General features: G+C 56.9%; 11 protein-coding genes, 4 tRNA genes and 5 rRNA genes. 12 read left to right on the top strand and 8 right to left on the bottom strand.

Annotated elements, in window-relative coordinates:
• Positions 1–9: 9 nt before the first annotated feature.
• From ADN00_RS18065 to ADN00_RS18050, 4 genes are all read right to left on the bottom strand, one after another.
• Entirely contained in the window at positions 10–1,044 is a 1,035-nt protein-coding gene (locus ADN00_RS18065; protein WP_075064404.1) for a S66 family peptidase, read from the bottom strand.
• Entirely contained in the window at positions 1,044–1,556 is a 513-nt protein-coding gene (locus ADN00_RS18060; protein ID WP_075064403.1) for a flavodoxin domain-containing protein, read from the bottom strand. The genes ADN00_RS18065 and ADN00_RS18060 overlap by 1 nt, the downstream gene beginning before the upstream one ends.
• A 135-nt stretch (positions 1,557–1,691) precedes the next feature.
• A complete protein-coding gene (locus ADN00_RS18055; protein WP_075064402.1) occupies positions 1,692–2,375 on the bottom strand; it encodes a methyltransferase family protein in 684 nt (227 codons plus the stop codon).
• Entirely contained in the window at positions 2,372–2,770 is a 399-nt protein-coding gene (locus ADN00_RS18050) for a PLP-dependent aminotransferase family protein (protein ID WP_075064401.1), read from the bottom strand. Before ADN00_RS18050 ends, ADN00_RS18055 begins: the two co-directional genes overlap by 4 nt.
• A gap of 190 nt (positions 2,771–2,960) precedes the next feature.
• Between ADN00_RS18050 and hutU the strand changes: the two genes are divergently transcribed.
• The 3 genes from hutU to ADN00_RS18035 are packed head-to-tail and all read left to right on the top strand — an operon-like array spanning position 2,961 to position 5,823.
• Entirely contained in the window at positions 2,961–4,616 is a 1,656-nt protein-coding gene (gene hutU, locus ADN00_RS18045; protein WP_075064400.1) for a urocanate hydratase, read from the top strand.
• 5 nt (positions 4,617–4,621) lie between these two features.
• Positions 4,622–4,987, top strand: coding sequence for a hypothetical protein (locus ADN00_RS18040; protein WP_075064399.1), 366 nt, complete (start codon positions 4,622–4,624; stop codon positions 4,985–4,987).
• Positions 4,984–5,823 carry a hypothetical protein gene (locus ADN00_RS18035; RefSeq protein ID WP_075064398.1) on the top strand — a complete coding sequence of 280 codons (840 nt, stop codon included), beginning with the start codon at positions 4,984–4,986 and terminating at the stop codon, positions 5,821–5,823. The genes ADN00_RS18040 and ADN00_RS18035 overlap by 4 nt, the downstream gene beginning before the upstream one ends.
• 76 nt (positions 5,824–5,899) lie before the next feature.
• Here ADN00_RS18035 and ADN00_RS18030 read toward each other — a convergent pair whose 3' ends face one another.
• The 4 genes from ADN00_RS18030 to ADN00_RS18015 form a co-directional block, all read right to left on the bottom strand.
• Positions 5,900–7,300 carry an LCP family protein gene (locus ADN00_RS18030; protein WP_075064397.1) on the bottom strand — a complete coding sequence of 467 codons (1,401 nt, stop codon included), beginning with the start codon at positions 7,298–7,300 and terminating at the stop codon, positions 5,900–5,902.
• Between the two features lie 142 nt (positions 7,301–7,442).
• Positions 7,443–7,664, bottom strand: coding sequence for a Trm112 family protein (locus ADN00_RS18025; RefSeq protein ID WP_075064396.1), 222 nt, complete (start codon positions 7,662–7,664; stop codon positions 7,443–7,445).
• 145 nt (positions 7,665–7,809) lie between these two features.
• A complete protein-coding gene (locus ADN00_RS18020) occupies positions 7,810–9,675 on the bottom strand; it encodes a VanW family protein (RefSeq protein ID WP_075064395.1) in 1,866 nt (621 codons plus the stop codon).
• Between the two features lie 186 nt (positions 9,676–9,861).
• Complete coding sequence (locus tag ADN00_RS18015; RefSeq protein WP_075064394.1) at positions 9,862–12,291, bottom strand: methyl-accepting chemotaxis protein; 2,430 nt, start codon at positions 12,289–12,291, stop codon at positions 9,862–9,864.
• A 942-nt stretch (positions 12,292–13,233) separates the two neighbouring features.
• Here ADN00_RS18015 and ADN00_RS18005 point away from each other — a divergent pair.
• From ADN00_RS18005 to ADN00_RS17965, 9 genes are all read left to right on the top strand, one after another.
• Positions 13,234–14,742: ribosomal RNA gene (locus ADN00_RS18005) — 16S ribosomal RNA — on the top strand.
• A 138-nt stretch (positions 14,743–14,880) separates the two neighbouring features.
• Positions 14,881–14,954, top strand: a tRNA-Ile gene (locus ADN00_RS18000).
• 14 nt (positions 14,955–14,968) lie between these two features.
• Positions 14,969–15,041: transfer RNA gene (locus ADN00_RS17995), tRNA-Ala, on the top strand.
• Positions 15,042–15,387: 346 nt separating this feature from the next.
• Positions 15,388–18,354: ribosomal RNA gene (locus ADN00_RS17990) — 23S ribosomal RNA — on the top strand.
• Positions 18,355–18,432: 78 nt separating this feature from the next.
• Positions 18,433–18,549, top strand: a 5S ribosomal RNA gene (gene rrf / locus ADN00_RS17985).
• Positions 18,550–18,793: 244 nt separating this feature from the next.
• Positions 18,794–20,302: ribosomal RNA gene (locus tag ADN00_RS17980) — 16S ribosomal RNA — on the top strand.
• Positions 20,303–20,440: 138 nt separating this feature from the next.
• Positions 20,441–20,514 (top strand) — tRNA-Ile (locus tag ADN00_RS17975).
• Positions 20,515–20,528: 14 nt separating this feature from the next.
• Positions 20,529–20,601 (top strand) — tRNA-Ala (locus tag ADN00_RS17970).
• A 346-nt stretch (positions 20,602–20,947) separates the two neighbouring features.
• Positions 20,948–23,914: ribosomal RNA gene (locus tag ADN00_RS17965) — 23S ribosomal RNA — on the top strand.
• Together the 16S, 23S and 5S rRNA genes with 4 tRNA genes alongside form the textbook arrangement of a ribosomal RNA operon.
• The last annotated feature ends 21 nt before the right edge of the window (positions 23,915–23,935 follow it).

Raw genomic sequence — 23,935 nt, 5'->3', positions numbered from 1 at the left:
GCGCCTTTCTTAAGCCGAAACGGCGGCTTCCAAAATTTCAAAACGCCGGGCCTGACTGTCGACGCGGGCGCGGCAGCCGTTGGGCAAAATAAAGAGCGGCGCGGTGTGGCCGAAGTCCATGTCGCTAATGATGGGGAAGTGATAGGCACGGGTGCGCTCTAAAATCACCTCACGGAGCTGCTGCTTCTCTTCCTCCGAGTAGAGCATGGGGCGGCCCACCAGCAGCCCGGCGATGCGGTCAAAGATACCCATGTTTTCGTAATCCATCAGCATGCTGTCGACCTGGGCGGGGGTGGGTTTTTCTTCGGAGGTTTCCAGGTAGAGCAGCGCGCCTTCAAAATCAGGCCAGAAGGCGGTGCCGCGCAGGTGTTCCAGCGATTCAATGCAGCCGCCGATCAGCCAGCCTTCGGCCGCGCCGGGTTTGAGCCACGTCCAGCCGGGGGAGGGCTGCATGAGGCGGGCGCGTTGCAGGTCTTTTTTCTCGGCCCAGTCCAGGAACTCATCGGTCCACGCGGCGGCGGGCTGGATTTGCCCTGGAGCCTGCGCCGCGCAAAGGGTGCGCTGGAAGGAATCGCGGGCGTAATCGAACATGGCCGGGTATTCGGCAAAGTCGGTGATGAAGGCCGGGCCGTTGAAGGTGACCAGGCCGGTGCGGCGGTGAATGGCCACGTTCAGCACGGTGATATCCGAGTACCCCATGAAGATTTTGGGGTGGGCGCGAATGAGGTCAAAGTCGAGCAGGGGCAGCAGGTGATTGGAGTGGTTGCCGCCGATGGCGGCGATAATGGCTTTCACTTCGGGGTCAAGAAAGGCGGCGTGCAGATCGTCCGCGCGCTGCTGGGGTGTGCCCGAAACCGCGCCCATCACACCGCGCGCGTTGGGCATGACTTTGACCTTGAATCCCATTTCTTCGGCTTGGCGCAGGCCCATCTCCAGGCGGTGAGGGAATAGACCCGCCGCGCCGAAAGAAGGACTGACCACAGCAAGCATGTCGCCGGGCTGCAGGCGGGCCGGTTTAAGCAGCGGCGGGGTGGGCAGGGTCATCAGGCCACCAGTTTGGGCTGGATTTCGCGCACCCAGGCGTCGATCTTTTCCCAGTCGCGGTAGTCACCGGGTTCGGCTTTCATGGCCTTCATAATCAGGCGCAGCGGAAAGGCGAGTTTCTTCATATCAATCGCGCCGGCGAAGAGACCAGCCGATATGGGCTGCACGCCGGGGGCGGCCTGGCGGGCGGCGTTGAGGTAGGCATCCGCTTCGCAGCGCTGTTCGGGGGTGTCTTCTTTCATCGACATACAGACGACAAAGTAGGCCACGGGCAGGGCGGCCAGTTGGGGCTGCCGGGCGCCCAGAAAGGCGAGCATGTCTTTGTGCAATTGTCCGGCGCGGACGGGGCTGCCCACCACGACGGCGTCGTAGCCATCGAGAGAAGTTATCTGATCGACGGGTTTAACCTCGGCGGTAACGTCTGCGCTGGTGAGGGTCTGTCCAATGCGTTCAGCAACGCCGGCGGTGGATCCGGTATAGGTCGCATAGGCGACCAGGATTTTCTTGGTCATTGTTTTTCTCCAGTCAAAGGAATACGTTAGATTAATTATAGATGAGATTTTGGAGTTTGGGGGAAGATTAAGCGGCCGCCCCCCGCCGCCGGGGCGCAGGGATGGAGGGCGAAGGATGAAATGGGAGAACCCCGCCTACCAGATGCCAGGGATAAGGCGTGGAATGGACTGCATGGCGTGCTGATAGCCAGGAAATTCGCGGTTGAGGAAGATTTCTTCCAGCTGGATACGACGCACAAACAGCGCGAGTAAAACCGCGCAACCCAACAGCAGCGGCCAGACGTTGAGGATCAGAGGCAGCCCGATGGTCTGTAAAATGCTGCCAGCATAAGCGGGATGGCGAATAAAGCGGTATGGGCCGCTGGTGACCAGCGCCTGGTTTGGCCAGGTTTCAATATGCCCACTGAAGCTGGATCCCAGGGTGGCAACGCTCCAAACACGCAGGGCTGTTCCGGCCAGCGCCAGCAGCGCGCCTGCAAGGCTGAAAACCAGGTTGAAGCGCGGCTGAAAGGTATAGAACAGAGGGGCTCCCAGCAAAATGAGGTAATAGAAAAAAGCCAGCCAGTAGCGCAAAGCATCGTTGGCGCGGGTGCTGTTCTGCGGTGAGCCGCGGTAGGCGCGCCGTTCGGCAATCAGATAGACCGATACCACGCCACCATACAGGAACAGGGGCAGGTGTGGAATCTGCTCCCACTGAGAGAAGACCATCCAACCGGCCGCTAACATCAGCCCCCACAGCGTGAGGCGCAGCAGCCAGGATACGGTTTGTGGGTATTCTGAGCGGGGAGAGGGTGAATTATGGGCGAGGGGATGGCTCATTGTGCGAAAACGGTGTCGAAAAAGCGGCGCAGGTCGGCGGTGGAATCGTACCAGTAAATTTTACTGGAAATGCCCTGCAGGGTGCGCGAGATATCGCAGCCCGTTTGAGCGACGGTGATGATGGGAATGCTGCGGGTATGGGCGAAACCGGCTTCAATGCCAATGCCCACGCCTTTTTCGGTCAGGTCAATGAGCAGTGCATTGGATGCGGCAATTTCGGTAAAGACGCGCTGCATAAATTCAGCGGGGCTGGGGCGCACGCCGCCCCAATCTTGAATGTCGCGGGCGGGGCAAAAGGTGGTGTGGCCCATTTCGCTGAGCATGGTGGAGATTTCTTCAATCCAGGGGCGGTTGCGCTGGTCTGGATGGTATTGGAGGGAGAGATAAATGCGCATGGTTTCCTGCCTTTCCAGTCACGCGGATTTTATTAAGTATAACGGATAAGGCCAACGCCGTGGGATGGAAACCGCATCCCTGCGAGGCAGGCAAGGGGTAAATAGCCTGCGCTGCAATTTGCCGATTTTTAAGCGGGAGCGTATAATCGAACAGAGGGCTTTCCCCTTAAACCTGATATCGGAGGTGGATATGTCTGGTGCTCGAACGGTGCGCGCTCCACGCGGAACGCAGCTAACCTGCAAGTCGTGGCTCACCGAGGCCGCTTACCGCATGATTCAAAACAACCTGGACCCTGAAGTGGCGGAGAAGCCGGATGATCTGGTGGTGTATGGCGGAAAAGGCCGGGCGGCGCGCAGTTGGGAAGCCTTTGACGCGATTTTGGAGAGCCTGAAGAATTTGGAAAACGATGAGACGCTGCTGGTGCAGTCGGGCAAGCCGGTGGCGGTGTTTACGACGCACGCCGACGCGCCGCGGGTGTTGATTGCCAATTCCAATCTGGTGCCGCATTGGGCCACCCAGGCGCATTTTGATGAGCTGGCTGCCAAAGGGCTGATGATGTACGGGCAGATGACAGCCGGTTCGTGGATTTATATTGGCACGCAGGGTATTTTGCAGGGTACCTACGAGACGCTGGCTTCGCTGGCGGTGCAGCGCGGCTGGCCCTCTTTGCGGGGCAAGTTTGTGCTGACGGCCGGCCTGGGCGGCATGGGCGGCGCGCAGCCGCTGGCGATTACAATGAACGAGGGAGTGGGGCTGGTGGTGGAAGTGGACCCGGCCCGCGCCCAGCGCCGCCAGGAGATCGGTTATGTGGATGTGGTGGTGGATACGCTGGAAGAGGCGATGACCCTGGTGGAAGAAGCCCGCGACCAGCAGATTCCGCGCTCGATTGGCCTGATCGGCAACGCGGCCGAGATTTTCCCGGAGCTGGCGGCGCGCGGCGTGGTGCCCGATGTGGTAACCGACCAGACCCCGGCGCATGATGTGATGAGCTATGTGCCGGCCGGGATGAGTGTGGAAGAAGCCGCCGAACTGCGCGAGCGCGACCCTAAAGCATACGAGCAGCGCTCGCTGGATTCAATGGCGCGCCATATCGAGGCGATGCTGGCGCTGCAGCGCATGGGCGCGGAAGTGTTTGATTACGGCAATAATTTACGTCAGCGGGCGTATGATCATGGCGTGAAGAACGCCTTCGATTTCCCCGGTTTTGTTCCGGCCTACATTCGCCCGCTGTTCTGTGAGGGCAAGGGGCCGTTCCGCTGGGTGGCGCTTTCGGGCGACCCGGAGGACATCTACCGCACGGATGAGGCGGTGATGGAATTGTTCCCGCAGGACGAGCACCTGCACCGCTGGTTGAAAATGGCGCGCGAGAAAGTGCCTTTCCAGGGGCTGCCTTCCCGCATCTGCTGGCTGGGTTACGGCGAGCGCGACCTGGCCGGCTTGAAGTTCAACGAGATGGTGGCCGACGGGCGCTTGAAAGCGCCGATTGTGATTGGGCGCGACCATTTGGACGCCGGTTCGGTGGCCTCGCCAAACCGCGAGACGGAAGGCATGCTCGACGGCACCGACGCGGTCAGCGACTGGCCGATCCTCAACGCGCTGGTTAACGCGATTGGCGGGGCGACGTGGGTCTCCTTCCATCACGGCGGCGGGGTGGGGATTGGCTTCAGCCAGCACGCCGGGCAGGTGATTGTGGCCGACGGCACGCCCGAAGCGGCGCGGCGGTTAAAGCGCGTGCTGACGACGGACCCCGGCATGGGGGTGGCGCGGCATGTGGATGCCGGATACCCCGAGGCTGTCGCGGCCGCCAAACGGCATGGGATCAAAATTCCGATGATGAAAGGGTAACCGCCTTGCGAAGCGCGCGAATTTTTTGGTTTATGGTGAGCCTGGTGATTGGACTGGCGGGGGGGCTGGTCTACGGTTGGGTGGTGCGTCCGCTCAACTACACCGACGTCTCGGCGCGGCAGCTGCGTTCGGATTATCGGACGGATTATGTGCTGATGACGGCCGAGGTGTTTGCCAAAGATGGCGACCCGGCCAAAGCGGCGGAACAATTGAGCTTTTTGGGAAATGAGCCGGTGATTCGCTATGTGCAGCAGGCGATCATTGAGGGCAGCGAAATGGGGTACGCGCGCGCCGACCTGGATTTGATGGGCAGCCTGGCGGCCGCGCTTCAAAATTGGATGCCCCTGCAAGAGGAAGGAGTCACACCATGAACCAGCCGCGCGGACCGTGGTACCTGTTCACCGGGCTGGTGATGGGCCTGGCAATGGGTCTGGTGTATGCCTGGCTGCTGGAGCCGGCGCAGTTCACCGATGCTTCGCCGCGCGCGCTTGAGCCTACCGAGCAGGCGGTTTACCGCAGCATGATTGCGCTGGGGTACCAGGCGAATAAAGATTTTGGGCGGGCAGCCGCGCGCCTGGCGCTGCTGGGCGACGAGAACCCGGCATTGGCGCTGCGCAACCAGGCGGAAATGCAGCTCTCGGCGGGCGGGCAGGCGCAAGACGCCCAGGCGCTGGTCGATCTTTCGATGGCGCTGCAGAGCATGCCCGCCACTCAGACGGCCCAGGCGGCGACCCTGGCGGTCAGCACGCCCACGCCGCCAGCGGCTTTCACCCCCGGCACGCCAGAGGCGGCCGGCACAGAAGGCGCGCAAGCGGAAACCCGCGCGCCGGCAACACCGCAGGCCACCTTCACACCGCGCCCAACGGCTGCTTCCAGCGGTTGGGAAGACGCGCCGTATGTTTTGCTGGAGCAGGAAGCACTGTGTGATGACGATGGCGCGCCGCGGATTGAAATTGAAGTGCGCGATGCTCAGGGGCAGCCGCGCGGCGGCGTGCCGGTGAACATCACCTGGGCGAGCGGCAGCAACACTTTCTATACCGGTCTGCACCCGCAGATCAGCAGCGGATATGCTGATTTTGAAATGGCTGAAAATGAAGTCTACAGCCTGCGGGTGGGTAGAGCCGGTGAAGCGGTGAATGATTTGAAAAGCGAGGTGTGCGAGTCGGGAGGGGCTGGCGGCTGGCGGCTGGTGTTTGGACTGCGCTAGCAGCAGTTTTTCCCCGGTAGAAAAGAACACAGCGCGAGGTTTTCCTCGCGCTGTGATTTGTTAAGAAGTGGAGCGCTTACTGCGGAAGATTGGAGTAATTGCTTGCCCAGGAGTTGCCCAGGATGACGGCGATGTCCACCGGGGCGTTGGGGTCGTAACGGTTGTAGATATTGGCGGTGGTTACGCCCATCATATCGGCCAGATACTGCACAGTGTAGGGCTTGCCGTTGTAGACGATAATGGCAGAAGCGTCGTAGATGCTGTCGGCATTGGTTTCTTCCACGATGTTAAGCCCCTGCCCGCGCAGGTATTCGGCTGTGTTGGCCGCCAGGCCCACCGTTTGCGAGCCGTTTTGCAGCGAAATGCGCGCGGCTTCTTGTTGGACCAGGTTGGCGGGATCGTCGGTGAGGGCGGCGATGGGCATGGCCGAGCCGGAGTCGGCGAAGATTTCGTCGCGCAGCATGCGAATTTCATCGGGGATGGGGATGAGAATATCCAGACCATCCGGCGATTTGCTGTTCATTACCACGTCGGGGCCGATGATGCCGCGTTTGATGTTGTTGGGGTCGACCTGCAGGGCCAGGTTGGCCAGCTTGATCACCTGATCGAGGGAGAGGTTGGTGCTGATGCCGCTGGAGATCTCGGCATACAGTTTGGGGGCTTTGGTGATGAGGGTGGGCAACATGTTGAGGCTGAGGATCTGGTCTCGGGCAGCCATGATGACCTGCTGCTGGCGGCTGGCGCGGTCAAAGTCGCCGCCTTCGGTGTAGCGCGCGCGGGCGTAGGCCAGGGTTACGTCACCGGGCAGAATCTGCACGCCGGGCTCGAGAATGACGGTGTTGCCGGGGCCAATGGGATCGACTTTGATTTCTTCGGGTACATTGATTTTGAGGCCGCCAATTTCATCAATGAATCGCACAAAAGCCGAGAAGTCGACCTGGGCGTAGTATTTGATCGGCACACCGAGGAAACCTTCAACGGTTTCCATGGCCAGGGCCGGTCCGCCGCCGGGAATGTCGTAGATTTCACCGAGATAGTAGGCAGTGTTGATTTTGCCGTGATCGAAATCGGGGATCTCTACCCACATGTCGCGCGGGATGGAGAGCATGCCGGCGGTGCGGGTGGTGGGATCGAGGGTGAGAAGAATCATCGTGTCGGTGCGCGGCGTTTCTCCGGACTCCCAATCGCGGTAGTCGAGGCCCATCACCAACACGCTGATGCGGCTGGCGCCGTCCCAAGGCTCAGCAATGGGGCCTTCAGCGGCCTGCATGGGGATGGAGGCATCGCCGGAGGTGGCAGGCAGATTGGGGTCGGCAGCGTTGATTTGCGGCGAGCCGGGCAGGTCGGTCATCTCCCAGGAGTTGACCAGGTTGCGCACGACAACGAACGCCAGTACGGCGGTAATGAGCGCGACAACGCCGAAAGCAGCCAGCAGGATAATGGTGAGACGATCCAACTGGCGGGGTTTTCTTTTCATACGAATTTGCTGAGTTCGATCCATAGTTTTTTGACCATTCTAAACCGGTGATTCTGATTGACACGCTGTTGGTTGTTGCAAGAAAAATACCACAACTACAGCGCGGTTTTCTTCATAGCAGCGGTTTGGAAGATGGGTGGGGTCAGTCCATGCTGGGCGGCGGAACGGGCAGGCTTTCCACGGGGGTGCTGACCCATTTGTCGCCTTCTTCAATGAGCATGACGGGAATATCTTCGACGACCGGGTATTTCCGCCCGCAATCCTGGCAGACGAGCCAGCTCTCTTTGTAGAAGTCGAGCAGGCCTTTTTCTTCGCGCACGCAAACCGGACAGCGCAGCATTTCCAGTAGTAACTTGCTTACCATCTTCTTCTCCGTAATTCACATTCAGGCACAATGCGGCAATTTTGTCAAGTATACCATGAGGCGGAAAAAGGGGAGAGACTTGTCGGGCGCGGGGTGGCGCACCCCTTCACCGGCAAAAACGCCATTGGGCCTGGTTTCTGAGGGGTTAATCTTCTTGGTTGTCTTCTTCAGGAGGGTAACCTTCGGTACCGGGGCCGTATTCGTAGGCGGCCTGCCAGGGCTGGTAGTGGGTGTTGAAGGTGTCTTGCAGGTACACCTGGCCGTCTCTGAGCACGGTGCGTTTGACGGTGATGTCGGCGCCTTCGGCTTCCCAGTCGATCTGGTTGACTTCGCCTTTTTCCAATTCGGGGTTTTCAATGTAGCGCGGTTTTGGGGCTTCAACAATGTTGATGGGTCCGGTGGTTTCCCAATCCACGCTACGGCCGTCTTTGGTGGAGTAGAATTTCCAGACCAGCGAGCTGTAAGAGGGGTTGACGTAGGTTTCCATGAGCAGCCAGTAGGGGGTGTCGTTGGTGAACTTGAAGTCTACCACCGGCACATAAACGGTGGCATCCAGGCCGGCCAGGTTGTTGTCGCGGATATTGCCGGCGATTTTTTCGTAGTAAGAAACGCGGTAGGCGTGGGCGTGGCGCTCGTTGATGGGGAACCCGGCAAAAAAGGCGGCGCGGAAGAGGGTGGTGCTCACCTGGCATACGCCGCCGCCAACGCCCTGAATGGTCTGGTCGCCGTAGATGATGAGGGCTTCGGCGTAGCCGTTATCCAGGCTGATGTCGCCGAGGGCGTTGGCCATGGAGAAGGTTTCGCCGGGGGCCACCAGCAGGCCGTGGAAGCGGCTGGAAGCGGCAATAATATTTTGCACGCGCGAGGCTGAAGAGCCGTAGAAGAAGGATGTTTCGGAATGCACCAGCTCGGTGATGCCGATGTCACTGCCTTTTACGTCGTCGGTGACGGCGGGGTTGGTGAGGTTAAGCACCAACTCAATGTTGTGTTCGCCGGCCAGGGCTTTGTCTTGAATTTGCTGCAGGCTGGCGGCCTGGTTAAGCTCGCGCCCGATGACAGCCGCCTGGAGGACCTCCAGCTCGCGGGTGTCATCGTTGAAGATAAAGCGCGCGTTCTGCGGGTAGGTGCGGATTTTGGGGGCGATCTCTTGCAGCTTGGCGGCCAGTTGCAGCGGGTCGAGATGGATGCGGTAGGCGGATTGGGGGCCATCGACCACGCGCTCAAACTCCAACATTTTGGCCAGGTCGGCGGGCTCTATGACCCACGGGCCCTGAGGGTTGGGCTGGTTGGCTGGCAGGCTGATGGTGAGCGGCTGGCTGAGCATGGTTTGGGCCAGCTGGGCCTGCTGGGTTACGTCGGGGATGGTGGGGCGGATCTCTTCGATCAGCAGGGGAATGATGCCGTCTTGCAGGGTTTTCATCTGGGCGGTGAGCATGGCCAGGGTGGTGTCGATGTTGAGGCGGCGGCCGGGCTGGCCGGTTTCCACTACCACCTGGGTGCCGTCCAGGCGAATGGAGGGTTCCACCACGGGGATGTTGGTCTGCTCGGAAAGGCGGGTAAGAAAGTCGTGGGCGCGGCGCTGGTCGAAGATCAGCGCGGGGGGCAGGTCGCGGTGGTAATACCAGGTCTCGAACTGTTCGGTCAGGCGGTAGAAGATGGATCCGCTGCGGCCAATGCGCAGGGCGTTTTGAGCCGAGGTTTCGGGGTCGAGGTAAAGCCCCATTTCACCAGGGGTGGTGAGCCAGAGCTGCTCACCGCTCAGCACCAGCTTGCCGGTGGAAGGGTAGGTGAACTGTTGGGTGATTTTGGCAGCGGCTTTTTCGGGGTTGAGACCGCCCACGTCGACGCCGGCCACGCTGACGCCGGGGTAGATGCGCCCGGTGTAGAGCAGCTCAAAACCGATCAGCGCGGCAACCAGGGCGGCAAAGAAGAGAGCCGCGCCGGTGAGGGCGACAACCAGGATTTGTTGGGGTTGGATGCGGCTCTGCGACCGCGGGTAGGTGCTGTTCATTGATCTTGATTATACCAATGCTGGCGGCCGGATACAAAGCGGCGTTCAGCCCGGCTGGACGGGTGGGATTGAATGTACTTAAGGAAGGAGACGATTCGGATGAGGAAAAGGTTCCGGGTGGAGAAGAAAAGAAATGGGCGCGCCGGGGAGGACGGCGCGCCCATGATGCGGCCATGCGCCGCGGGTTTAGAGCTGGAAGTGCTGCATAATGGTGCGCTGCTCGCCGGCCAGGTTGGAGAGGGATTGAGCCGCGGCAGATACTTCTTCTACCTGTGCGGATATTTCTTCAGCCGAGGCGGAGACTTCTTCAACGGCGGCGGAATTCTCTTCGGAGATGGAGGCGATGGTTTCAATGGCCATGGAGACTTCGTTGGACGAGGCCGACATTTCTTCGGTGGCGGCGGTGTTTTCTTCGATGACGGCCGAAACGGTGTCGACGGCATTGACCAGGTCGCTGGAGGCAGCGTTCATCTGCTCGGCGGCCGCGGCGGCCTGTTCGGCCTGCTGCTGCACGTCACTGATGGCGCGCAGGATGTCGGTCAGCGCCTGGCCCGAAGCGGTGGCCTGCTCTACGCCCTGGGCAACCTCCTGGCTGGACTGCTGCATGGTGGCGATGGCGTCTTTGACGGTGGCCTGGATGCCGGCGATGAGGGTGGATATTTCGCGGGTGGCGGCAGCCGAGCTTTCGGCCAGCTTGCGCACTTCGTCGGCTACCACCGCAAAACCTTTGCCGTGCTCGCCGGCGCGGGCGGCTTCAATGGCGGCGTTGAGCGCCAGCAGATTGGTCTGCGAGGCCAGGTCTTGAATGGTGTCGACGATCATGCCGATCTGGTTGGAACGGGTGCCCATTTCTTCAATGGTTCTGGCGGATTGTTCAACGGAATCGCGGATGGAAAGCATGCCCTGGACAGTTTTTTCCACTTTGGATTGGCCGTCTGAGGCGGCTTTGGCGGCATTTTTAGCGTTTTCGGTAACGGCCAGGGCGTTGCCGGCCACCTGCTGGATGGCGTTGGAAAGCTGCCCGGTAACCAGCGAGGCGCGGGCGGCGGCGGAGGCCTGGTCTTGCGCGCCTTTGGCCACGCCTTCGATGGTGCGCGTCATCTGCTCGACGGAGAAGGAAGTGGTGGATACCGAGTCGGACTGCTGGGTGATGCCGTGTGCCACCTGCTGGATGGTGGATGCGATTTGCGAGGTGGCCTGACCGGCCTGGTGCGAGGCGCTGGCCAGTTCTTTGGCGGCGTCGCCGAGGTCGTTGGCTACGCGGTTTAGTTGAGTAACCCGCTCGCGCAGGTTTTCGCTCATCTCCTGAAAGGCGCGGCCAAGCACGTCATGACTGGAATGCTGTTGAACCTGGGCGGTGAGGTTGCCGCGCGCGATTTGTTGGGCGGTTTCGGCCATGTTGAGGAAGTAGTTTTCCAGGCCGAGGATGCTTTGACCCAGAACGCCAATTTCATCTCCGCGTTGGGCAATTTTCTGTTTGGCAGCGCTGTCGGTCTGCTGGTCAATCTCGCCGCGCGACAAAGAGGCGGTGGACTGGCTCATCATCGCCAGAGGGCGGGTGATGCTGTTAGCAAAGGTAATGCCCACCGCGCCCAGCAGCAGCATCAGCACCACGGCGATGATGGCGTTATTGATCAGAATGTTGCGGACGGTCTGGTTTACTTCGCTGAGGTCCTGATCCAGAACGAGGGTCCAGCCGAGGGCGTTGGCGTTCTTGCCGGTGAGCTTGTAGTAAGAGAGCACGGCGGGGTTGCCATTGAGGTCGGTGAGGGTTTGGCTCCAGCCGCTGGCATCGGTGATGAAGTTGAGCAGCCAATCGGGGGCGGTTTGCATGAGCAGATCTGCGTTATCGGTATAAAGGAGGGTGCCGTTGCGGTCAACGAGGGCGGCCGCGCCGGTTTCGCCAATTTTGATCTGCGAGAGGGTGCTGAAGGCAATGGAAACATCCACCGTGGTGCGTAAGACGCCAATTACCTCGCCGGCATCTTGAATGGGGGTGGCGATGTTAATGGCGTATGTGCCAGAGCTGGCATCCAGCTCCACGTCGCTGATGAAGGTGGAGCGGGAGTTTTTGGCTTGTTCCCACCAGTCTTCGCCGGCCTGCAGAAAATCGCCGGTGCGGGCGCTCATGGCGATATTGAGCCCGCGTGAGCCGGTGGCAAATACTTCCACATTCTCAGGAAAAATGCGCATGTAATCGCGCAGGCGATTGCTGATCTGGTTTTGTTCAATTTGTCGGACGGTGTCTTCAATGGAAGGGTCGTTGTTTTGCCAGGCCTCGTCTCTCTGTGTAATTTGTTCTTCGCTCAGGCCGGCATACTGGCGGTTGGCAGTATTGACCGCATCAACAATGTCGGGCGAGAGGGCCAGTACCTCTAAATTGGATGCGCTTTGCTGGATGATCAGCGCGGCGCGCTCGCCGGCGTCGCGGCTGAGCATAATCATTGATTCGCCGCTCTGGCGGGTGGTGCTGCTGGTAATGCTGAAATAAGAAAAAACGGTTAATGAGATGACAGCTGCCAGGATGGTGAGAATGAAGATAGAGATAAATTTGGCGCGAATATTGAGGTTGTTCCAGCTTAACGTACGCGCGGCTTTGGCATTGGGATTATTCATAGAGTTTAGAATCCTTTCTTTGCAATAGGTAAATGCAGCGCGGTTGAGAGAAGTGAATGGATAAAGTGAAAGGACCGCAGTGCTCAGATATAATCGCCCGAATATGCGCTTCGGGCAGGTTTAGATTAAATATCAGACGCATATGCCGCCAGAAAGACATCGTAAAAAAATTGTTGCAATCTGACGGCAAGGCGGATGAGAGCAGCGATGGGGGTAATGAAACTTCAGACAGATTAACAATAATGCGGGCCGCGCAAAATTTGAATAAAAGCGCAATAAATAATCCGTTAAACATTATCGGATTCAGCGGATTAACCTGAAGGGGTGGGAGGGGTGAGTTTGATGAAAGGCGCGCAGGGGGAGAAAGAGCCGGAATTGAGGCGTGATTGGGGCTGTGGGAGCGGTGAAAACGGCATAAAAACCAATATGAAAATCTCTTTTCGAATTCCCTTGACATATATGGGTAGTGCTGTATAATTCGTCTTCGCCGCGTGAAACACGGCCGTTTCGCCCGAAAGACGGGCAAACGAAACAACAAAATATGAGACATCGCAGGCAAATCTGCAGGTGATCGGTTAAGGAAAGCAGTAAAAAAATGAGAAAAGAGATTGAAAAATCTCTTGACAAAAAACCTTGACAACGAGTAAATCTGCGGTAAAATTAAAACCTCGAAAGCAAAGAGCGATCTCGCGAAAGCAGATCGATAACAACCTCAGATAATCTTGAAGCAAAGTAACAAACAAGGTTGTCACAACACGGGCCGGTGTTACCTCTAATGAAACACACAGAGAGCATCGGCGGTTTTGTCTGTATAGGTTGTTATAAAAAGCGAATGCCTCAAAAACGCACCTTAACAATTGAAGAGTGATAGGAAAGACAGAAGCCCTGTCAATTTTAGAGTAAATCCGAGAAACGAACCACTGTGAAAGCGGTGGAGAAATTTATGCGGAGAGTTTGATCCTGGCTCAGGATGAACGCTGGCGGCGTGCCTAATACATGCAAGTCGAACGGAGGAGTTGCTTTCGGGTGACTTCTTAGTGGCGAACGGGTGAGTAACGCGTTGGTGACCTGCCCCGAAGAACGGGATAACAGTTCGAAAGGACTGCTAATACCGTATGAAGTCATGAGGATTAGAGGCCTCATGAAAAAAAGGAGCAATCCGCTTTGGGAGGGGCCTGCGTCCCATCAGCTAGTTGGTAAGGTAAAGGCTTACCAAGGCGATGACGGGTAGGGGACCTGAGAGGGTGGCCCCCCACACTGGAACTGAAACACGGTCCAGACACCTACGGGTGGCAGCAGTAGGGAATATTGCTTAATGGGCGAAAGCCTGAAGCAGCAACGCCGCGTGTGTGAAGAAGGCCTTCGGGTTGTAAAACACTTTTTGAGGGGATGAGGAAGGACAGTACCCTCAGAATAAGCCTCGGCTAACTACGTGCCAGCAGCCGCGGTAAAACGTAGGAGGCGAGCGTTATCCGGATTTACTGGGCGTAAAGCGCGTGTAGGCGGCACGGCAAGTTGGATGTGAAAGCTCCCGGCTTAACTGGGAGAGGTCGTTCAAAACTGCCGAGCTAGAGTGCGGGAGAGGGAGGTGGAATTCCGGGTGTAGTGGTGAAATGCGTAGATATCCGGAGGAACACCAGTGGCGAAAGCGGCCTCCTGGCCCGCAACTGACGCTCAGACGCGAAAGCTAGGGTAGCAAACGGGATTAGAGACCCCGGTAGTCCTAGCTGTAAACGATGTAGACTTGGCGTTGGTGGGTTCAAATCCATCAGTGCCGGAGCAAACGCGTTAAGTCTACCGCCTGGGGACTACGGCCGCAAGGTTAAAACTCAAAGGAATTGACGGGGGCCCGCACAAGCAGCGGAGCGTGTGGTTTAATTCGATGCTACACGAAGAACCTTACCAGGGTTTGACATGTTGGTGGTAGAGAACTGAAAAGGGACCGACCCTTCGGGGAGCCAACACAGGTGCTGCATGGCTGTCGTCAGCTCGTGTCGTGAGATGTTCGGTTAAGTCCGCTAACGAGCGCAACCCTCGCCGTGTGTTATACGTGTCACGCGGGACCGCCGGTCTTAAGCCGGAGGAAGGTGGGGATGACGTCAAGTCAGCATGGCCTTTATGTCCTGGGCTACACACACGCTACAATGGCCAGTACAATTGGTTGCGAAACCGCGAGGTGGAGCCAATCCGTAAAAGCTGGCCTCAGTTCAGATTGTAGGCTGCAACTCGCCTGCATGAAGATGGAGTTGCTAGTAACCGCAGGTCAGCCATACTGCGGTGAATACGTTCCCGGGCCTTGTACACACCGCCCGTCACGTCATGGGAGCTGGCAACACCTGAAGTCGGTATCTTAACCCGCAAGGGAGAGAGCCGCCGAGGGTGGGGTCGGTGACTGGGACGAAGTCGTAACAAGGTAGGAGTACCGGAAGGTGCGCCTGGATCACCTCCTTTCTAAGGAGAGCTGAGCCGAAGCCTGAGGGCGGAGGTTCTACTCTGAAGAAAAAGAGAAAAAAGACCAATCAGCGCGGTGCTGAGAGGCGAAATTGGCAGGACAGGATTTCCTATCACTCTTCAGTTGGTAAGGTGTGGGGGCCTTTAGCTCAGCTGGTTAGAGCGCGCCTCTGATAAGGGCGAGGTCTCAGGTTCGAGTCCTGAAAGGCCCACAGGTGCAGAGGAAGGGGATGTAGCTCAACTGGGAGAGCGCTGCCTTTGCAAGGCAGAGGTCAGGGGTTCGAGCCCCCTCATCTCCACAGGGTTGTGGAGGGGGGGGGCGGGAAGACAAAAGAAAAGGACAGAAGATTGCGGCGAGCTGCGGAGAGTAAAGGGAAGTAGCGAAAGAACCGTACGGGAGTGAGGAAAAACGCGGCCCGGCGGGAGAGCCGGGTCGGATTGTCTAAAGAAATAGAGTTGAGAGGCAGTGTGTGGAGCCAGCGGAAGCGGTGGCGGTACACAGAGCCGGTCAACCGGTGAAACAGAACCTTAAAAAGAGAATAGTGTTGTAGGCCAAGAATCTTTCAATAAGCCGAAAGATGAAGTAAGAAAAGAAACGAAATGAAGGTAGAGAAAGCGAAAAGAATCGCGTTCTCCGCATCACGAACAGAAGCTACTAAGGGCTTATGGTGGATGCCTTGGCGCCAAGTGCCGAAGAAGGACGTGGGACACTGCGAAAAGTCTCGGTGAGCCGTGAACAGGCGTTAGAACCGGGAATATCCGAATGGGGAAACCCACTGTGACAAACTCACAGTATCGTCAACTGAACACATAGGTTGATGAAGGGAACCTGGGGAACTGAAACATCTAAGTACCCAGAGGAAAAGAGATTATTCCCTCAGTAGTGGCGAGCGAACGGGGAAAAGCCCAAACCGGTCTGCATGCAGGCCGGGGTTGTAGGGCCCGATACATGGAGTTACCAAGCAAGTGGATAGTAGAATGGTGTGGGAAAGCCAACCAAAGAAGGTGAGAGTCCTGTAAACGAAATCCAATTGCCTCCATCGGGTACCCTGAGTACTGCCGGGCACGCTAATCCGGCAGGAAGCTGGGGAGTCCACTCTCCAAGGCTAAATACACTTGGCGACCGATAGTGCACAAGTACCGTGAGGGAAAGGTGAAAAGTACCCCGGTGAGGGGAGTGAAATAGAACCTGAAACCATAAGCTTACAAGCAGTCGAAGGGCTAATGGCGGGTTGGTGCTCCGGAGAGATCCGGGTGCGCACCGCTAAGCCTGACGGCGTGCCTCTTGGAGAATGAGCCTACGAGTTAATCTTTGTGGCGAGGTTAAGGGAGATACACCCGAAGCCGTAGCGAAAGCGAGTCTGAATAGGGCGTGGAGTCGCAAGGATTAGACACGAAACCGGGTGAGCTAACCATGGCCAGGGTGAAGCGAGTTTAAACGCTCGTGGAGGCCCGAACCTACTAACGTTACAAAGTTAGGGGATGAGCTGTGGTTAGAGGTGATATGCCAAACGAACCTGGAGATAGCTTGTTCTCCCCGAAATAGCTTTAGGGCTAGCGTCATGTGATAAGCATCGGAGGTAGAGCACTGAATGGGCTAGGGGGCTTAGAGCTTACCAAACCCAATCAAACTCCGAATGCCGGTGCTCGACAGCATGGCAGTCGGACTACGGGAGATGAGTTTCGTAGTCGAGAGGGAAACAGCCCAGATCATCGGCTAAGGTCCCAAAATCTAAGCTAAGTGGGAAACGATGTGGGGTTACAGAAACAACCAGGAGGTTGGCTTAGAAGCAGCCACCCTTTAAAGAGTGCGTAATAGCTCACTGGTCAAGTGATCCTGCGCGGAAAATTTAACGGGGCTAAGCTTAGTACCGAAGCCATGGGCCTGAGCGCAAGCTTGGGCGGTAGGGGAGCGTTCTGCCAGCGGTGAAGGTCGACCGAAAGGACGGCTGGAGCGGGCAGAAGTGAGAATGTAGGCATGAGTAGCGTAAAAAACGTGAGAATCGTTTTCGCCGTAAGTCTAAGGTTTCCGACGCCAGGTTGTTCCGCGTCGGGTTAGTCGGGCCCTAAGCCGAGGCCGCAAGGCGTAGGCGATGGACATCCGGTCAACATTCCGGAACCACCCAGATGGAGCGATGGGGGGACGCAGCGAGGTAGGCCAGCCTGCGAATGGTTGTGCAGGTGCATCATACGTCAGACGAAGAGGACCACAGGGAAATCCGTGGACTGAGTTGAGGTATGGTGGCGAGCCCATGAGGCATAAGTGAGTTGAGCCTTGCTGCCAAGAAAAGCCTCTAAGCGATGAAATTTGGGTGCCCGTACCGCAAACCGACACTGGTAGACGGGTAGAGAATACCAAGGCGATCGGGAGAACCTTCGTTAAGGAACTAGGCAAATTAACCCCGTAACTTAGGGAGAAGGGGTACCATCTAGGGTGACAGGAAACTGGTAGCTCTGGGTGGTCGCAGTGACCAGGCTCTGATGACTGGTTAACAAAACCACAGGTCTCTGCAAAGTCGAAAGACGATGTATAGGGGCTGACACCTGCCCAGTGCCGGAAGGTTAAGGGGAGAGGTTAGCGCAAGCGAAGCTTTGAACCGAAGCCCCGGTGAACGGCGGCCGTAACTATAACGGTCCTAAGGTAGCGAAATTCCTTGTCGGGTAAGTTCCGACCCGCACGAACGGTGTAACAATCAGAGCACTGTCTCAACGAAGGACCCGGTGAAATTGAAATGGCTGTGAAGATGCGGCCTACCCGCAGCAGGACAAAAAGACCCCGTGGAGCTTTACTGCAGCTTGACATTGAGTTTGGGCATGATTTGTGTAGGATAGGTGGGAGTCTGAGAAACTGGGGCGCCAGCCTCGGTGGAGACATCGGTGAAATACCACCCTGATCATGTTTAGACCCTAACCCTACGCCGTGAACCGGGTAGGGGACCGTGTCAGGTGGGCAGTTTGACTGGGGCGGTCGCCTCCTAAAAGGTAACGGAGGCGCCCAAAGGTTCCCTCAGGCTGAATGGAAACCAGCCGGAGAGTGCAAAAGCATAAGGGAGCTTGACTGCAAGACCAACGCGTCGAGCAGAGACGAAAGTCGGGTTTAGTGATCCCACGGTACTGAGTGGAAGGGCCGTGGCTTACCGGACAAAAGCTACCCCGGGGATAACAGGCTGGTGAGGTCCAAGAGTTCACATCGACGACCTCGCTCGGCACCTCGATGTCGGCTCATCGCATCCTGGGGCTGGATAAGGTCCCAAGGGTCGGGCTGTTCGCCCGTTAAAGCGGTACGCGAGCTGGGTTCAGACCGTCGTGAGACAGGTCGGTCTCTATCCGCTGTGGGCGTAAGGGATTTGAGAGGAGCTGCCCCTAGTACGAGAGGACCGGGGTGGACAGACCTCTAGTGTGTCAGTTGTCGTGCCAACGGCATCGCTGAGTAGCTACGTCTGGCAGAGATAACCGCTGAAAGCATCTAAGTGGGAAACTCGCCTCAAGATAAGATCCCTGTGATCCCGTAAGGGAGTAAGGTCACAGGTAGACTACCTGTTTGATAGGCAGCGTGTGTAAGCGCAGCAATGCGTTGAGCTAAGCTGTACTAATGACCGAGGGCTTCTACGTGATGTGGAGAACGCGGGACTTTTCGCAACGAGAAGGACTACAACATTATTCGAACCAAGGCATAGTAAAATAAAGTCTCTTGGTGATTGGAGCGGCGAGGGTACACCCGGTAACATTCCGAACCCGGTAGTTAAGGTCGCCAGCGCCGATGGTACTTGGGGGGCGACCCCCTGGGAGAGTAGGTCATTGCCAAGAGACTTTTATTGTGTGAATTTCGCCCCACGCGGGCGTTTTCAAGGCGAAAGCCAGGCAATAAGCCAGTGGTCAATTTCAAAATTGATCGCGAATTGCCCTTGACAATACAGTTGTGAGGGTTTAGAATCTTCGACCCAACAACAGAACGCACCTTAACAATTGAAGAGTGATAGGAAAGACAGAAGCCCTGTCAATTTTAGAGTAAATCCGAGAAACGAACCACTGTGAAAGCGGTGGAGAAATTTATGCGGAGAGTTTGATCCTGGCTCAGGATGAACGCTGGCGGCGTGCCTAATACATGCAAGTCGAACGGAGGAGTTGCTTTCGGGTGACTTCTTAGTGGCGAACGGGTGAGTAACGCGTTGGTGACCTGCCCCGAAGAACGGGATAACAGTTCGAAAGGACTGCTAATACCGTATGAAGTCATGAGGATTAGAGGCCTCATGAAAAAAAGGAGCAATCCGCTTTGGGAGGGGCCTGCGTCCCATCAGCTAGTTGGTAAGGTAAAGGCTTACCAAGGCGATGACGGGTAGGGGACCTGAGAGGGTGGCCCCCCACACTGGAACTGAAACACGGTCCAGACACCTACGGGTGGCAGCAGTAGGGAATATTGCTTAATGGGCGAAAGCCTGAAGCAGCAACGCCGCGTGTGTGAAGAAGGCCTTCGGGTTGTAAAACACTTTTTGAGGGGATGAGGAAGGACAGTACCCTCAGAATAAGCCTCGGCTAACTACGTGCCAGCAGCCGCGGTAAAACGTAGGAGGCGAGCGTTATCCGGATTTACTGGGCGTAAAGCGCGTGTAGGCGGCACGGCAAGTTGGATGTGAAAGCTCCCGGCTTAACTGGGAGAGGTCGTTCAAAACTGCCGAGCTAGAGTGCGGGAGAGGGAGGTGGAATTCCGGGTGTAGTGGTGAAATGCGTAGATATCCGGAGGAACACCAGTGGCGAAAGCGGCCTCCTGGCCCGCAACTGACGCTCAGACGCGAAAGCTAGGGTAGCAAACGGGATTAGAGACCCCGGTAGTCCTAGCTGTAAACGATGTAGACTTGGCGTTGGTGGGTTCAAATCCATCAGTGCCGGAGCAAACGCGTTAAGTCTACCGCCTGGGGACTACGGCCGCAAGGTTAAAACTCAAAGGAATTGACGGGGGCCCGCACAAGCAGCGGAGCGTGTGGTTTAATTCGATGCTACACGAAGAACCTTACCAGGGTTTGACATGTTGGTGGTAGAGAACTGAAAAGGGACCGACCCTTCGGGGAGCCAACACAGGTGCTGCATGGCTGTCGTCAGCTCGTGTCGTGAGATGTTCGGTTAAGTCCGCTAACGAGCGCAACCCTCGCCGTGTGTTATACGTGTCACGCGGGACCGCCGGTCTTAAGCCGGAGGAAGGTGGGGATGACGTCAAGTCAGCATGGCCTTTATGTCCTGGGCTACACACACGCTACAATGGCCAGTACAATTGGTTGCGAAACCGCGAGGTGGAGCCAATCCGTAAAAGCTGGCCTCAGTTCAGATTGTAGGCTGCAACTCGCCTGCATGAAGATGGAGTTGCTAGTAACCGCAGGTCAGCCATACTGCGGTGAATACGTTCCCGGGCCTTGTACACACCGCCCGTCACGTCATGGGAGCTGGCAACACCTGAAGTCGGTATCTTAACCCGCAAGGGAGAGAGCCGCCGAGGGTGGGGTCGGTGACTGGGACGAAGTCGTAACAAGGTAGGAGTACCGGAAGGTGCGCCTGGATCACCTCCTTTCTAAGGAGAGCTGAGCCGAAGCCTGAGGGCGGAGGTTCTACTCTGAAGAAAAAGAGAAAAAAGACCAATCAGCGCGGTGCTGAGAGGCGAAATTGGCAGGACAGGATTTCCTATCACTCTTCAGTTGGTAAGGTGTGGGGGCCTTTAGCTCAGCTGGTTAGAGCGCGCCTCTGATAAGGGCGAGGTCTCAGGTTCGAGTCCTGAAAGGCCCACAGGTGCAGAGGAAGGGGATGTAGCTCAACTGGGAGAGCGCTGCCTTTGCAAGGCAGAGGTCAGGGGTTCGAGCCCCCTCATCTCCACAGGGTTGTGGAGGGGGGGGGCGGGAAGACAAAAGAAAAGGACAGAAGATTGCGGCGAGCTGCGGAGAGTAAAGGGAAGTAGCGAAAGAACCGTACGGGAGTGAGGAAAAACGCGGCCCGGCGGGAGAGCCGGGTCGGATTGTCTAAAGAAATAGAGTTGAGAGGCAGTGTGTGGAGCCAGCGGAAGCGGTGGCGGTACACAGAGCCGGTCAACCGGTGAAACAGAACCTTAAAAAGAGAATAGTGTTGTAGGCCAAGAATCTTTCAATAAGCCGAAAGATGAAGTAAGAAAAGAAACGAAATGAAGGTAGAGAAAGCGAAAAGAATCGCGTTCTCCGCATCACGAACAGAAGCTACTAAGGGCTTATGGTGGATGCCTTGGCGCCAAGTGCCGAAGAAGGACGTGGGACACTGCGAAAAGTCTCGGTGAGCCGTGAACAGGCGTTAGAACCGGGAATATCCGAATGGGGAAACCCACTGTGACAAACTCACAGTATCGTCAACTGAACACATAGGTTGATGAAGGGAACCTGGGGAACTGAAACATCTAAGTACCCAGAGGAAAAGAGATTATTCCCTCAGTAGTGGCGAGCGAACGGGGAAAAGCCCAAACCGGTCTGCATGCAGGCCGGGGTTGTAGGGCCCGATACATGGAGTTACCAAGCAAGTGGATAGTAGAATGGTGTGGGAAAGCCAACCAAAGAAGGTGAGAGTCCTGTAAACGAAATCCAATTGCCTCCATCGGGTACCCTGAGTACTGCCGGGCACGCTAATCCGGCAGGAAGCTGGGGAGTCCACTCTCCAAGGCTAAATACACTTGGCGACCGATAGTGCACAAGTACCGTGAGGGAAAGGTGAAAAGTACCCCGGTGAGGGGAGTGAAATAGAACCTGAAACCATAAGCTTACAAGCAGTCGAAGGGCTAATGGCGGGTTGGTGCTCCGGAGAGATCCGGGTGCGCACCGCTAAGCCTGACGGCGTGCCTCTTGGAGAATGAGCCTACGAGTTAATCTTTGTGGCGAGGTTAAGGGAGATACACCCGAAGCCGTAGCGAAAGCGAGTCTGAATAGGGCGTGGAGTCGCAAGGATTAGACACGAAACCGGGTGAGCTAACCATGGCCAGGGTGAAGCGAGTTTAAACGCTCGTGGAGGCCCGAACCTACTAACGTTACAAAGTTAGGGGATGAGCTGTGGTTAGAGGTGATATGCCAAACGAACCTGGAGATAGCTTGTTCTCCCCGAAATAGCTTTAGGGCTAGCGTCATGTGATAAGCATCGGAGGTAGAGCACTGAATGGGCTAGGGGGCTTAGAGCTTACCAAACCCAATCAAACTCCGAATGCCGGTGCTCGACAGCATGGCAGTCGGACTACGGGAGATGAGTTTCGTAGTCGAGAGGGAAACAGCCCAGATCATCGGCTAAGGTCCCAAAATCTAAGCTAAGTGGGAAACGATGTGGGGTTACAGAAACAACCAGGAGGTTGGCTTAGAAGCAGCCACCCTTTAAAGAGTGCGTAATAGCTCACTGGTCAAGTGATCCTGCGCGGAAAATTTAACGGGGCTAAGCTTAGTACCGAAGCCATGGGCCTGAGCGCAAGCTTGGGCGGTAGGGGAGCGTTCTGCCAGCGGTGAAGGTCGACCGAAAGGACGGCTGGAGCGGGCAGAAGTGAGAATGTAGGCATGAGTAGCGTAAAAAACGTGAGAATCGTTTTCGCCGTAAGTCTAAGGTTTCCGACGCCAGGTTGTTCCGCGTCGGGTTAGTCGGGCCCTAAGCCGAGGCCGCAAGGCGTAGGCGATGGACATCCGGTCAACATTCCGGAACCACCCAGATGGAGCGATGGGGGGACGCAGCGAGGTAGGCCAGCCTGCGAATGGTTGTGCAGGTGCATCATACGTCAGACGAAGAGGACCACAGGGAAATCCGTGGACTGAGTTGAGGTATGGTGGCGAGCCCATGAGGCATAAGTGAGTTGAGCCTTGCTGCCAAGAAAAGCCTCTAAGCGATGAAATTTGGGTGCCCGTACCGCAAACCGACACTGGTAGACGGGTAGAGAATACCAAGGCGATCGGGAGAACCTTCGTTAAGGAACTAGGCAAATTAACCCCGTAACTTAGGGAGAAGGGGTACCATCTAGGGTGACAGGAAACTGGTAGCTCTGGGTGGTCGCAGTGACCAGGCTCTGATGACTGGTTAACAAAACCACAGGTCTCTGCAAAGTCGAAAGACGATGTATAGGGGCTGACACCTGCCCAGTGCCGGAAGGTTAAGGGGAGAGGTTAGCGCAAGCGAAGCTTTGAACCGAAGCCCCGGTGAACGGCGGCCGTAACTATAACGGTCCTAAGGTAGCGAAATTCCTTGTCGGGTAAGTTCCGACCCGCACGAACGGTGTAACAATCAGAGCACTGTCTCAACGAAGGACCCGGTGAAATTGAAATGGCTGTGAAGATGCGGCCTACCCGCAGCAGGACAAAAAGACCCCGTGGAGCTTTACTGCAGCTTGACATTGAGTTTGGGCATGATTTGTGTAGGATAGGTGGGAGTCTGAGAAACTGGGGCGCCAGCCTCGGTGGAGACATCGGTGAAATACCACCCTGATCATGTTTAGACCCTAACCCTACGCCGTGAACCGGGTAGGGGACCGTGTCAGGTGGGCAGTTTGACTGGGGCGGTCGCCTCCTAAAAGGTAACGGAGGCGCCCAAAGGTTCCCTCAGGCTGAATGGAAACCAGCCGGAGAGTGCAAAAGCATAAGGGAGCTTGACTGCAAGACCAACGCGTCGAGCAGAGACGAAAGTCGGGTTTAGTGATCCCACGGTACTGAGTGGAAGGGCCGTGGCTTACCGGACAAAAGCTACCCCGGGGATAACAGGCTGGTGAGGTCCAAGAGTTCACATCGACGACCTCGCTCGGCACCTCGATGTCGGCTCATCGCATCCTGGGGCTGGATAAGGTCCCAAGGGTCGGGCTGTTCGCCCGTTAAAGCGGTACGCGAGCTGGGTTCAGACCGTCGTGAGACAGGTCGGTCTCTATCCGCTGTGGGCGTAAGGGATTTGAGAGGAGCTGCCCCTAGTACGAGAGGACCGGGGTGGACAGACCTCTAGTGTGTCAGTTGTCGTGCCAACGGCATCGCTGAGTAGCTACGTCTGGCAGAGATAACCGCTGAAAGCATCTAAGTGGGAAACTCGCCTCAAGATAAGATCCCTGTGATCCCGTAAGGGAGTAAGGTCACAGGTAGACTACCTGTTTGATAGGCAGCGTGTGTAAGCGCAGCAATGCGTTGAGCTAAGCTGTACTAATGACCGAGGGCTTCTACGTGATGTGGAGAACGCGGGACTT

Source organism: Ornatilinea apprima (genome assembly GCF_001306115.1).
GTDB classification, from domain to species: Bacteria; Chloroflexota; Anaerolineae; order Anaerolineales; family Anaerolineaceae; genus Ornatilinea; species Ornatilinea apprima.
This window is presented reverse-complemented; position numbering and strand designations above follow the sequence as displayed.